Annotated in this window: 8 protein-coding genes; 3 read left to right on the plus strand and 5 right to left on the minus strand. The window is 63.3% G+C overall.

Features of this window, described 5'->3' with window-relative positions:
• Window positions 1-24: 24 nt before the first annotated feature.
• The gene (locus tag ACR9Y2_RS18580) at window positions 25-2,418 is read left to right on the plus strand and encodes a glycoside hydrolase family 95 protein (protein WP_435043049.1); all 2,394 of its coding nucleotides are present in this window, start codon (window positions 25-27) and stop codon (window positions 2,416-2,418) included.
• A 48-nt stretch (window positions 2,419-2,466) separates the two neighbouring features.
• Window positions 2,467-3,894: an alpha-galactosidase gene (gene melA, locus ACR9Y2_RS18585; RefSeq protein ID WP_435043050.1), complete on the plus strand. Its 1,428-nt coding sequence runs from the start codon at window positions 2,467-2,469 to the stop codon at window positions 3,892-3,894.
• Here melA and ACR9Y2_RS18590 read toward each other — a convergent pair.
• Window positions 3,891-5,474: a mechanosensitive ion channel family protein gene (locus tag ACR9Y2_RS18590; protein WP_435043052.1), complete on the minus strand. Its 1,584-nt coding sequence runs from the start codon at window positions 5,472-5,474 to the stop codon at window positions 3,891-3,893. The two genes, melA and ACR9Y2_RS18590, sit on opposite strands and share 4 nt — an antisense overlap.
• Before the next feature lie 48 nt (window positions 5,475-5,522).
• Window positions 5,523-7,019 carry an LssY C-terminal domain-containing protein gene (locus ACR9Y2_RS18595; RefSeq protein ID WP_435043053.1) on the minus strand — a complete coding sequence of 499 codons (1,497 nt, stop codon included), beginning with the start codon at window positions 7,017-7,019 and terminating at the stop codon, window positions 5,523-5,525.
• A 110-nt stretch (window positions 7,020-7,129) separates the two neighbouring features.
• Here ACR9Y2_RS18595 and ACR9Y2_RS18600 point away from each other — a divergent pair, with 110 nt between their 5' ends.
• The gene (locus ACR9Y2_RS18600) at window positions 7,130-9,241 is read left to right on the plus strand and encodes an alpha-amylase family protein (protein WP_435043054.1); all 2,112 of its coding nucleotides are present in this window, start codon (window positions 7,130-7,132) and stop codon (window positions 9,239-9,241) included.
• Here the strand turns inward: ACR9Y2_RS18600 and ACR9Y2_RS18605 are convergent.
• From ACR9Y2_RS18605 to ACR9Y2_RS18615, 3 genes are all read right to left on the minus strand, one after another.
• Window positions 9,238-10,320, minus strand: coding sequence for a DUF481 domain-containing protein (locus ACR9Y2_RS18605; protein ID WP_435043055.1), 1,083 nt, complete (start codon window positions 10,318-10,320; stop codon window positions 9,238-9,240). The two genes, ACR9Y2_RS18600 and ACR9Y2_RS18605, sit on opposite strands and share 4 nt — an antisense overlap.
• A gap of 141 nt (window positions 10,321-10,461) precedes the next feature.
• Complete coding sequence (locus ACR9Y2_RS18610; RefSeq protein ID WP_435043056.1) at window positions 10,462-11,334, minus strand: DUF6807 family protein; 873 nt, start codon at window positions 11,332-11,334, stop codon at window positions 10,462-10,464.
• The gene (locus tag ACR9Y2_RS18615) at window positions 11,327-12,496 is read right to left on the minus strand and encodes a mandelate racemase/muconate lactonizing enzyme family protein (protein WP_435043057.1); all 1,170 of its coding nucleotides are present in this window, start codon (window positions 12,494-12,496) and stop codon (window positions 11,327-11,329) included. Before ACR9Y2_RS18615 ends, ACR9Y2_RS18610 begins: the two co-directional genes overlap by 8 nt.
• Window positions 12,497-12,564: the final 68 nt, after the last annotated feature.

Below are 12,564 nucleotides of genomic sequence, written 5' to 3' on the forward strand. Positions count from 1 at the left end.
CGAAGGGAAGATGGGGAAGTGAATATGCGATCAGTGCGTTTGGGGTTGGCTGCAACACTGCTGGTGTGTCCGGCGCTTTGGGGTGAGACTCCGGGAGCGAATACTCTCTGGTATCGCCAGCCGGCGGCGAAGTGGGTGGAAGCGCTGCCGGTAGGCAACGGCCGCCTGGGCGGTATGGTCTTCGGCGGCGTGCCGGTGGAGAAGATCCAACTCAACGAAGACAGCATCTGGGCCGGCGAAAAGCGCGATCGCAACAATCCCGAGGCGGCCAAGGCCTTGCCCGAGGTACGCCGCCTGTTGAAGGAAGGCCGCATCAAGGAGGCCGAGGCGCTGGCCGAGAAGTCGATCATCTCGAAGCCGAAGCGGCTGCCGCCCTATCAGACTCTCGGTGACCTGATGCTGAAGTTCAGCAACCAGGCCGAGGTGACCGGCTATCGCCGCATGCTCGATCTGGATCGCGGCGTGGTGCGAGTGGAGTACCAATCCGGCGGTGCGACGTTTACCCGCGAGGTCTTTGCCTCCGCGGTGGCGCACGTGCTGGTGGTCCGGCTGACCTGCGACAAGCCGGGACGGCTGAACTTCGCGGCGGCGTTGACGCGGGAAAAGGACAGCACCACGACGGCAACGAACAAAGGTCTGTCGATGAAGGGACAGGCGCTGGTCCACGACCGTTTCCATGCGGACGAGCGAGCCGAGGGCGTGAAGTTCTGGGCCGAACTGCTGGTCCTCGAAACTGGTGGACATAAGAAGGCCGAAGGCCAGGAATTGATCGTGGAAGCGGCGGACTCCGTCACACTGGTGCTGGCCGCAGCCACGGACATGACGGTGCAGGAACCGGCCCCGGCTCTCGGGCCAGCTGCGCCTGCAGAAAACGCTTTGAAGGCCGCGACCGCCGCATCACGCAAGCCCTACGCCGCGCTCCTGGCCGCCCACGTCGCCGACCATCAGCGGTTCTTCCGCCGCATGGAGTTTCACCTGGAAGGCCCAGCCTCCGACCTGCCGACCGATGAGCGCCTGAAGCGCGTTCAGGCCGGCGAGTCGGACCTTGCCCTGGAGACCCTCTACTTCCAATACGGGCGCTACCTGCTGATCGCCAGCAGCCGCCCCGGCGGTTATCCCGCCAACTTGCAGGGCATCTGGAACGACAGCCTGGCTCCAGCGTGGGACAGCAAGTTCACCATCAACATCAACACCGAAATGAACTACTGGCCGGTGGAGACGTGCAACCTGTCGGAGCTGCATCTGCCGCTCTTTGATCTCATCGATAAGGCCAAGCCGGACGGACGACGCATCGCCAAGGAGTTGTACGGCGCGCGCGGCTTCGTCCTGCACCACAATACGGATGGCTGGGGCCACGCGGTGCCCATCGATGGCGCCATCTACGGCATCTGGCCCATGGGCGCGGCCTGGCTCAGCCTGCATGCCTGGGATCACTACGAGTTCACCGGCGACCGCAAATTCCTGGCCGCACGAGCCTATCCCGATCTCAAGGAAGCCTCGGAGTTCTTCCTCGACTACCTGCAGGACGACGGGAAAGGCCATCTGATCACGGGGCCGTCCATCAGTCCCGAGAACCGCTACCGTACCGCGGGCGGCGCCGTCGGCGTGCTCTGCATGGCCCCTACCATGGACACGGAGATCACACGGGCGCTGTTCAATCGCGTCATCCAGGCCAGTGAAGTACTGGGCATCGATCCGGAGTTCCGGGCAAAGGTGGCCGCGGCCCGTGCGAAGCTCGTACCATTCCAGGTGGGCAAACGTGGCCAGTTGCAGGAGTGGGCCGAAGACTACGACGAACCGGATCCCGGCCACCGCCACATCTCACCGCTGTTCGCGTTGCACCCGGATAACCAGATCACGCTGCGCGGGACGCCGGAGCTGGCGCGCGCGGCGCGCAACACGCTCGAAGGCCGGTTGAAGGCCGGCAGCGGCCACACGGGCTGGAGCCGGGCCTGGATCATCAACTTCTGGGCTCGCCTGGAAGAAGGCGACACGGCGCACGAGAACATCGTCGCGCTGCTGGCGAAGTCGACCCTGCCGAACCTGTTCGACAACCATCCGCCCTTCCAGATCGACGGCAACTTCGGCGGGACGGCCGGCATGGCGGAACTGCTGCTACAGAGCCACGCGGGCGAGATCAGCCTGCTGCCGGCGCTGCCCAAGGCCTGGGCTGGCGGATCAGTGAAGGGCTTGAAGGCACGCGGCAATGTGGAAGTATCCATCCAGTGGACCGCGGGCAAAGCGGCCTCGGCCACGCTCAAGCCGGCGGTGGCCGGGACCCTGAAACTCCGCGCACCCAAGGGCCAGCAGATCAAAGCCATCACCTCGGCCGGCAAACCGCTGGCGTTGCGGCCCGAGTCCGATGGAACGGTCAGCGTCCGGCTCGCAGCCGGGGAAAACAAGGTCACCTTCCAGTAGACGGTGCGCGGGCTGTGGTAGAACATCAGGCAGCAGGAGGGATTGGGCATGGCACACAAAATCGCAATGATCGGTGCGGGCAGCATCGTGTTCTGCAAGACGCTGATGAGCGACATCATGGCGACGCCGGCGCTCGCCGGCAGTGAATTCGCGCTGATGAGCCGTACGGAGCCGAAGCTGCGGGCAATGGAAGCCTTCGGGCAGCGCATGCTGCGCGACAACGGCCTGCCGGGCAGCGTATGGGCGACACTCGATCGCGCGGAAGCGATTCGCGATGCCGACTTCGTCGTGGTGATGGTTCAGGTAGGCGGGGTCGAGGCGTTCGGGCTCGACTACAAGATCCCTCTCCAGTACGGTGTCGACCAGTGCATTGCCGACTCCCTCGGGCCGGGCGGCATCTTCCGCGGCCTGCGCACCATTCCCCTGCTGGTGGACATCGCCAGGGACATGGAGCGGCTGGCCAAGCCCGGCGCCATCCTGCTGCAGTACGCGAATCCCATGGCCGCCAACTGCCTCGCCCTGGGCAAGGCCTCGAAGGTCTCATTCGTCGGCTTGTGCCACGGCGTGCAGACCACCCTCGACCTCATCTCCCGCTACTGCGATGTGCCCAAGGACGAGATCACCTACACCTGTGGCGGCATCAACCACATGGACTGGTTCCTCCGCCTGGAGCACAAGGGCGAGGATCTCTATCCCGACCTGCGGGCGGTCTTCGAACGGCCCGAGTTCTACAAGAACGAGAAGGTGCGCGGCGAGGTGTTTCGGCACTTCGGCTACTTCATGACCGAGAGCACCGGCCATCTCAGCGAGTACGTTCCGTGGTTCCGCAAGAACGCCAAGGCGATGGGTCTGTACTGTGACGAGCCCAGCTTCGGCGGCGAAAGCGGCGCCTACTACTCGTGGTGCAAGGCCATCGCCGACATCTACGCCGAGCACGATCCGCTGGAGACCGAGTCAACCCGCATCGATCACCGCAGCGTGGAGTACTGCTCGTACATCATGGAGGCCGTGGCGACCGGCAAGCCCTTCCGCTTCATGGGCAACGTGCGGAACGACGGCTACATCACGAACCTGCCGCGCGGCTGCTGCGTGGAGGTGCCGACGTTCGCCGACGATACCGGGCTTCGCCCGACGGTAGTGGGCGATCTGCCCCCACAGTGCGCGGCCCTCTGCATGACCAACGTGAACGTACAGTTGCTGACGGCCGAAGCGGCGCTCAACGCGGATCCGGAAAGGCTGGTGCAGGCGGTCGCGATGGACCCGCTCACCAGTGCCGTCTGCACCCTGGGCGAGATTCGCGAAATGTGCACGGAGATGCTGGAAGCCCAGCGCGAATGGCTGCCTGGCTTCCACGGCCGCTACATCAAGCAGAAACCCATCATCAGTATCCCGGCGGACTGCGAACCGGTGGACGTGCCGCTCGATCCGGCGCTGGCAATCGGTAAGCGGTTCTCTACGCTGCTGGAGCGCAGCTAAGAGTTCACCCGGAACGACGGCGGCTGGTAGTGCGGCGGCCGGTCCGCTTCCGGCGTCGTCACCGTATTGCCGTCCCTCAGTGCGAAGTAATTTGGCGACATGATCTCCACGCCCGCCTTGTTGAACGAGTCCTGGATATTCTGGTGCAGCCGCGAGTAAATGAACTCAAACTCGTTCGGCCTGTCGGTGAAGGCGTTGAGCTGATAACTGATGTTGAAGTCGTTCAACGCTGTCTGCAGCACGAATGGCACAGGCTCGATCAGGATCCCCTCCGTGTTTTGCGCCGCGCGGATCATCAGCTCGTGCACCTGCCTCCACGGTGCGTCATAGCCAATGGTCACCGTAGTGTGGAGGATCAGTCCGCGGTTCCTGGCCATGGCGCTGAAGTTCTGGATCATGCCGCCCAGGATCGTGGAGTTGGGAATCACCACCTCCACGTTCTTGATGGTGCGCAGCCGCGTCACCAGCAGCGACTTCTCCAGGACGTCGCCGATCGTATCGCCGAACTGGACGCGGTCGCCCGCCCGGTAAGGACGCATGTACGTCAGAGTGATGCCCGCCAGCACGTTGCCCACCGAGGATCCGGATCCAATGGAAATCAGCACGCCCAGGAAGATCGAGACGCCTTTGAATGCCTCCGACTGTCCGCCGGGCAGGTAAGGGAACGAGACCACCAGGGCGAACACGATCACCAGAATCCGCGCGAGCTGATAGGTCGGCAATGCCATCTCCGGGTGGATCCCAGGCACTGTGACGTCGCTGTGTTCGATGGCGCGCGCCAGAACTTTCAGCACCTGCAGCAGGTAGAAGCTGATCACACACACGATCACCACGAAACCGCCCTTGGGCAGGTAGTCGAGCACCGAGCGGCCAATGCCGCCGAACGTCAGGCGCAGGTAATCGATCAGGGTCGTCGAGATGCCCGCCGTCTGCGGGAACTGGCTGAACGAGAACGAGATCAGCAGCGAGAACTGCGAAAGCAGGAATAAGACGACCACCACTTTCAGCAGCGAGAGCGCCAGCAGCGAAGCGCGCCGCCACAGAATGAGGCCAAAACCACGCACCTGCCGGGTTTTCGTTTCGCGTTGGAACCAGAGCGAGATGCGCTGGCCCAGCCAATCCAGCCCTCGCTTCAGCAGCCAGCAGAGTAGAACGAAGGCGGCCCAGGCAAGCAGCGTCTTTCCTGAGGCGACCACGTAGCTGACCAGCGTGTGCTGGTCGCGATAGGACTCCAGTGCCTTCTGGATAGCCAGCGCGTAGCGGGCCGCCAGTTCATCGCGGGGCGCTCCGGCAGCCTCCGCATCGGCGTTGGTGACCAGCATAATGTAGACCGACCCGGCGGCGACGGCCGTGACGTTCTGCGACGGCAGATTCTTGATGCTGATCTCCGGATGGGAGGACGTGTCGCCTATCTTCTCGATCCGGCTCCGGATGTCCGCCGCGCGCGCCTCCGGCGAGAAGGGGGCCGCTCCTGTATAGACCCGCAGCACTTCCGTGCCATCGATGACGACCGGCGAACCCGGCTTTTGTGCCCATAGGGAACACAGCAGAATCGCGGTCAAGCCTGGAATGATTCGCATGATACTGATTGAATCCAGGGTAAACCGCGACCGGGCCGGATGGTAGCGCTAATCGGGCAGCGACGCGGTCGGCGCGGCCGGAGCGATGTCTGTCGAGCGCTGGCTGCGCTCAACCAGGCCCGTGCGCGCCGGTTGCGTGCGATCCTCCCGGCCCAGCATGCGGCGGAATAGGAACTGGATGCCTTTGCCGGCCTGGTAGATCGGATTGTTGAAGGTGAAGTCGTTGCCGGCGGTGAGCATCACCTGGCGGCCCAATCGCTGCAGGCGGCCCCCGCTCACTCGCATTGGGGGACCGGGATCCAAAGTCCGCAGCGGTGTACGGCAGGGATTGATCTCGAGCACGGCCACGGCGCCATCCGTCGCCAGCAGTTCCCCTGTGTAATTCTGCGTACTCTGAGGGACCCATGGGCGCTCGATCAGTTCAGCCGAATCCACGCAGCCCGTGAACGCGAGGTCGTTCACGATCTTGGCTCGTTCGTTGTCGATATTGCGGTCCACCACATGGATGAGGCGGTTCTTGCTGAACGAGAACGTGACCGCGATGTCCTGCGTCGAGCTGGCTGCCAGCACCGGATGACGGTTCCAGGCTTCGGGCTGGTCGAAGACCCGCAGATGATGGCGTTTCGAATAGCTGTTGAGCGCCTTGGAGAATTGGAAGATTGCCGGCTTTTCGTCCAGCAGCATGCCGCTCATCGGGGCGCGCGGATAGGGCTTCGCCTCGGCCACGGCGCGGAACGACATCCAGCCTGATGACTTGGTCAGCTTGTCGGCATGGATCCATCCGGCGGCGGTGAAAGCTCGCTCAATCCAGTCAGGTTCGCCCAGCAGGATGAGGTTGACGAAGTCGCCGGGCCTGCTGTTCTTCTCCCGGTGCGTCCGGACGGTCATGTTGTGGACAATACTCAGCAGTCGCTCGCGGTCCGCGGCATCGTCCGTCAGGCGCGGCAGCGGGGTCGACCAGGTGGTGTCCACCTCCAGGGGGGCAGTGAGGGCCAGGAACATCTCCGTGCCGGCCGGGAAGCTGATCTCCGCCTCGGGGAAGCGCAACACAGCGGCGGTACTGCCGGTCAGCACCAGTTGCAGCAGCGGATCCCACATGAAGATATTCCGCGTCACCCCGGCCAACCGGTGGCCCATCGGGGCGGTCGCCCGGATGCCGACGATCTTGCCTGACTCATCAACCGTCTCCCGCGCGTTATCCACCGAAGCGACATGGGCCTTCAGTGCCTGCGTGGTGCCGTCCGGCAGGGCGATGGTGTCGAACGTCAACCGCATGGAAGCCCGCAAATTTCGGACGCCCCAACCGATTCGCTTGACCTCTGTCAGCGTGCCTGAAAGCAGCGAGCCCTGCGGCAGCAGCGTGTGGCCGTCCACCCGCACAGGCGCGATCAGGTCGGCGCGAATCGCTTGCCCCTGTTTACTCGAATAGGACGACAGATTCTGACGTAGCCGCAACTCCAGCAGCGTTCCGGCCGCGACCGTGGCGGCTTGGCCGGCCACCGCAAACAGGGGGAGTATCCAGAGAATTCGGCGCAGAAGCTTCATGTTCCAGGGAAGACGGGTTTTTTCTATTTTAGCTGTTGTGGCCGGGCCGGGTGATAGAATGCGGGCGGATTGGAGGCCTGATGCCGGGCCCCTTCCATTGGGAGAACTGCATGAAACGACGCGAGTTTGTGGCCACGCTGGCGGCCGCTGGGTTGCTGCGCGGGGCGGCCTCGGCGCCCTGGTTTTTACGTATGCGGCGCCTGGGCCAATTGAACATCAATGAGGCGGATTCAGCCACACTCGATGTCCGGTATTGGATCGAATATTGGTCGAAGATGCAGGTGGACGGGCTCATCGTGAGTTGCGCCGGCATTATGGCGTTCTATCCATCCAACGTGACGCTGCACCACCGCGCGCGGTTTCTCGGGAATCGGGACCTGTTCGGCGAATACGCCACAGCGGCCAAAAAGGCAGGCATTCGCGTCATCGCCCGGCTCGACCCTTCGTATGCCTTCGAGGAAGTGCACGCGGCCAAACCCGAGTGGTTCGCCCGCCGCAAGGACGGCACACCCGCCCGCCACAACGAGGCCCCCGAACTCTATCGCACCTGTGAATTCAGTGCCTACTACGACACGCACATGACCGCCATCATCCGCGAGCTGTGCGAACGCTACGACCCCGACGCCTTCTATACCAATGCCTGGCCGTCCACCGGACTGGGCACCATCTGCTACTGCGACACCTGCCGCAAGCTCTTCGGAACCCTGCCCGAGAAGGACGACCGCAACGACCCCGTCTTTCGCAAGTGGACCGAGCGGCGCCTGGACCGCGTGCTCGAGATCTGGAAGCTGTGGGACTCAACCGCCAGCGCCGGCCGCGCTGACCGCGTCTATGTCGGCAACCTCGGCGGCAGCATTCGCGCCGAAACCGACATCCAGAGAATCGCGGCCGTGGCGAGATGGATGAATGCCGACCACCAGGACCGCTCCGGCAATGTGCCGCTGTGGGATTGCGCTCAACAGGGGCGCATCGGCTACGCAGTCATGCGCGGCCGGCCCGTCACCAACGTCACCAGCGGCTACAACCTCAGCGACGCCATCTGGCGCCACACGTCGAAGGCCCCGGTGGAAACCCATATGTGGCTCAAGCAGAGCGCCGCCAGCGGCATGGTGCCCTGGCTGACGTGGCTGGGTGGCAATCCCCAGGACAAGCGCTGGATGCAGACCGGGCTGGATGTCTTTCCCTGGTTGAAGCAGAACGAGCAGCACTTCTTCAATAAGAGGTCGCTGTCGCGCATCGGGCTGGTGTGGCCGCAGCGCACCCAGGTGTGGCATCCCAAGCTCAGCGGCAATACCGAAGCGCTGCAAGGCTACTACTTCGCCTTACTGGAAAACCGCATTCCTTTCGACCTCATCCACGACGGCGATCTCACCCTGCCGCGCCTGCGTGAGTACAGCTGTGTCATCTTGCCGAACGCCGCACTGCTCAGCGATGCCAGCGTCCAGGCACTGCAGCAGTACGCGGACGGCGGGGGCGGCATCGTGGCGACCTTCGAATCCTCCCTCTACGACGAGAACGGCCAGCGCCGCGCCGAGTTCGGGCTGGCCCGGGTCTTCGGAGCTTCGTTTGCCGGCCGCGTCGAGGGACCCTTGCGTAACTCCTACTTCCGCGTGGAGCAGCGGCACGAAGTCCTCAAAGGCTTCGAGGATACCGGACTCCTGCCCGGCGCCCAGAACCGTGTGGCCGTGAAGGATTCGCCGGCCGCCCCGCTGTCCCGCATCGCGCCTTTCCCTGCCTTTCCGCCGGAGATGGTCTATCCGCGCGACAACAAGTCCTCGGGGCCCGAAATGTTCGCTCACGACACGCCCGGCCGCATGGTCTATTTCCCCTCCGATATCGACCGGACACTCTGGCGGAGCTGGAATCCCGATCTCTCCAAACTGCTGGCCAATGCAGTGCGCTGGACTTCCAGCAACGCCCTGGGCGTCCACGTCGAGGGCTCCGGCCTCATCGATATCTTCTATTGGGAGACAGAGGCCGGACTGGCGCTCCACCTGTTGAACTACACCAACCCGGCCCTGCTGCACGGGCCCGTGCGCGAGGTCTATCCCCTCGGACCGCAGAAGGTCCGGCTCGACCTGCCCAAAGCCTTCCAGCCGCGCACCGTCCAGGCGCTGGCGGCACAAACCAAACTGGCCTTCCGGATGGTGGAAGGCCAGTTGGAGTTTACAATTCTCTCAGTCGGTGAATACGAAGTGATCGCCATCACCGGCCGCGGCTAGCGCTTGTTCTGGTCGAAGCTGACACGGACACCGGTCGTGAAGATCGTGTCGTTGCCCTTGTTTCCGAACACAGGGTTGGAGATGAAGCGGTCGCTGAAGCCGAAGTTCAACTCCAGCCACTTCATGACCGGCACGCTGGCCGTGGCGTCGAAGTTCATGCGGTATTGGCCGCCATCGCTCATGTTCGGGAAGATCGTGAGCTTCTCATACAGCTTCAGCTTGCTCAACGCCTGGTAACCCATCTCCTGGCCGACCACGACTTCCGCAATCTGCCGGGTGATGTTCACCCCATCTTTGTTGTACTTTTCACGGTTCCAGTTGCCGCCGCCAAACACATCCAGGTAACCCTTCTTGCCAATCCAGACGTGGTCACCGAAACCGCCGCCAACCACGACGCGCAGGTCGAGGTCCTGGAACTTGTCATAGTCGTAGCCGTTGGTGCCGTACACGAACAACCGCTTGCTGAGATCGCGGTCGATGCGCAAGCCGCCGCTCACCTTGTTGGCCGTCTGGCCATGCGGCAGGGTGGTGCTCTGCGTGGCATAGAGCTGGGCGAAATTCAGGCTGAGCTTGTTCTTGCCGGCGATTCGAGTAGCCGACGCCGCCGTGCTGACCGTGGTCGTGATCGAGTTGCCGCTGGAATTCGCAATCCCCAGCGAAACGAAGCCAGCCCAGAAATCATTCAGGCGCGGGTGATGCAGCCTCTCTTCCTCGCGCTCGTACGCCTTCTGCGAGGCGTCGTTCCGAAGGTTCGTCACCACTTCGGGCTTGACCGTCACTGCCGTGCCATCGGTCTTCTGCACCTGAACGCCCTCGGCGGTCGTCTCGACTTTGCCTTGAACCTTACCGGCGTCCTTCAACGTCACGTTGAGCACCTGGTCGGTCACCATGTTGGTGATGGAGGCGCGGTCGATCTTGATCTCCCCCGCATAATCCGTCTTCAGTAAGACGGTCTTGTCATCGGCCATGACGATCTTGCCAGACACACGATCGCCGTTCTTCAACGTGATTTGGTCTCCGAAAAGTGTAGCGGCCAGGCCGCACACCAGAAGAAAGGAAAGGGATGCTGCTTTTTTCATAATTGAGTCATCTGAGCGCAAGCGCCTCGGCCCGGTTCCCCCCACGGAACCCGGCCGATCATGAGTATTCTCCCATGACAGGCACGGGGGATGCCGGGCGCGCAGCGCACCGGAATGGGCTTAATACTGGACGAAGCGGGTCTAATTCGCGTCGGAAGCCGTAACCCTGAATTTGAGTCTCAGCGGCTTGCCCGGCTCCAGCGTATATCCAGTGACCGTCTCGGTCCGTCCGGGGAACGAAGCGCCCACGAATCCGTATGGGCGCAGGCACCATTGATAGGGCGTTCCGGCGCCCTTCGGATCCGGGGTGATCCGCAGCACGGCGCGCTTCCCTTCATACAGCGCCGAGAGTTCGGCCCAGGCATGGGCCACCAGGTCTTCGTCCTTCGTGACGGCGCCAGTGTCGGCCAGGATGGCGGTCTGCTCCCGCGGTGCAAAGCGGGCGCTCAAGCCGCCGTAGCTTTTGCCCTTCTCGGCGGACCCTCTCAGGGTCACCGCCTCGCCAACCGCTTCCAGCTTCAGCTCCACATCGAATTCACGCTTGGCGCCCTTGGACGGATAGGCGGTCAGCTTCAGTGTCTCCCTGACAATCTTGTGTTCTCCGGCATACCACCCGTTCTCCACCGCCAGGATGGCGCTCTTCTTCGCCGCAGGCGGCGTCACCCACTTCTCGAAGCGGTTCTGCAGGTTGGGGAACATCCAGCCATCCAGATCCTGGCCACCTGTTTCCACGTGCGGCCACGCCCAGAAGATGCCCCGGTGGTGGTAGTGGTCTTTGGGGAAGTCGTCCAGCATCGAGACGCCGGCCGGGGTCATCACAGGGAAGATATAGCAGCAGCGGCGGCGATTCTCCGGGGCGCCCTCTTTCAATTGCGGACCGTAGTTGTAGACCAGCGCCGTCTTCCCGTTTTCCAGTAACTCCACCCGTCCGTCCTTGTGGTCCCTCCACTCCAATGGGCCCGCGGCCATCAGCGGCAGCGCTGTGCACATCGCGAACAGGGTGGTTCTAGTCATGAGCAGCTTTCCTTACTTTCTCTTCGTCCACCTCGACGCCCAGCCCCGGTCCGGTTGGGGTGCGCAGGGCTCCATCCTCGAGTTGGAAGGGTGTGCGCAGGAATGACCCGGCAAGATACTGCAGGCCGTTCAGGGCCGCGGGGTACTTTAAGCCATAGGCGGCGTAGAGCACCACGGCCGCGGCCAGCGCCACGTCAGGGTCGGTCAGGCCGCTGCCCAGGAACATCAGCCTGTTGTGCTCCAGGTATTCCACCTGTTGCCGCGCGTCAAACAAGCCGGCGGTGCGCGCCGGTTTCATCGCGACCCCGTCCAGCAGCCCCAACTCGTGAAACTCTTCCAGGTCGGTGATCGAGACTACGCCCTCATCCAGGATGATCGGCAGCAGGCCCTGGCGCTTCGCGGCGGCGAATCCGCTCAGCCGGTTGGAGGGCACCGGCTGCTCCAGCACGTTCACTCCGGCATCCTTCAGCCTGGGGATCACCGTCAGCGCTGTGTCGGTGTCATAACCGCCATTCGCATCGGCCCACAGGAAGCTGTCGGGGGCGAAGCGCCGCACGGTGCGCGCCAACTCCACATCGAACTTCGGATCCGGGGCCACCTTGATGTTGAAGTGCTTGTAGCCGCGCTGCCGCCCATCGGCCATCACGGTCTCGGCTTCGGCCATGGATTTGGTGTTCACCGTCCAGCTCAGAACCACCTTCGAGAGTGGCTTCCGTCCCCACAAGGCAGCCAGGTTCTTCCCTGCCAGCTTGCCGGTAATGTCGTGTAGGGCGAGATCAATGCCCGCCTTCGCAATCGGCATTCCGGTGGAGAATGACGGTGCGATTGCCTTGTTCATGGCCGCGTGCGCCCCCGCCAGATCGGTCGGATTCTTCCCGATCAGGGTGGGCGCCAGATAGCCCCGCAAGGCCGTCGTCACCGACTCCAGCGTTTCGTAGCTCCAGGTTGGAATGGGTACGCTTTGGCCCCAGCCGAAGGTGCCGTCTTCACAGGTGACCTTGACGAAGGCCGTCTGCCGCTCCGGCTTGGTGAAGAACTTGAAGTAGCCGTTGACCGGGTAGCGGACGGCGAAGACTTCAATCGACCGGATGGCTGGCGCCGCTGCCGCGGCAGCGAGGCCGGCCAGGGGCAGGGAACCAGCGAATGCGCGTCTGGTCAGCATGAGCACTTCTATCATATCCAGGACTAGAAGATCTTTTTTGAATCGGGCAAAGGACGGGATAATGGGTC

Source organism: Paludibaculum fermentans (assembly GCF_051172195.1).
Lineage (GTDB): Bacteria > Acidobacteriota > Terriglobia > Bryobacterales > Bryobacteraceae > Paludibaculum > Paludibaculum fermentans_A.

Bases quoted from the DNA above. Each gene is read 5' to 3' on its own strand.
- ACR9Y2_RS18580 (WP_435043049.1), top strand. From the start codon at position 25: ATGCGATCAGTGCGTTTGGGGTTGGCTGCAACACTGCTGGTGTGTCCG.
- melA (WP_435043050.1), top strand. From the start codon at position 2,467: ATGGCACACAAAATCGCAATGATCGGTGCGGGCAGCATCGTGTTCTGC.
- ACR9Y2_RS18590 (WP_435043052.1), bottom strand. From the start codon at position 5,474: ATGCGAATCATTCCAGGCTTGACCGCGATTCTGCTGTGTTCCCTATGG.
- ACR9Y2_RS18595 (WP_435043053.1), bottom strand. From the start codon at position 7,019: ATGAAGCTTCTGCGCCGAATTCTCTGGATACTCCCCCTGTTTGCGGTG.
- ACR9Y2_RS18600 (WP_435043054.1), top strand. From the start codon at position 7,130: ATGAAACGACGCGAGTTTGTGGCCACGCTGGCGGCCGCTGGGTTGCTG.
- ACR9Y2_RS18605 (WP_435043055.1), bottom strand. From the start codon at position 10,320: ATGAAAAAAGCAGCATCCCTTTCCTTTCTTCTGGTGTGCGGCCTGGCC.
- ACR9Y2_RS18610 (WP_435043056.1), bottom strand. From the start codon at position 11,334: ATGACTAGAACCACCCTGTTCGCGATGTGCACAGCGCTGCCGCTGATG.
- ACR9Y2_RS18615 (WP_435043057.1), bottom strand. From the start codon at position 12,496: ATGCTGACCAGACGCGCATTCGCTGGTTCCCTGCCCCTGGCCGGCCTC.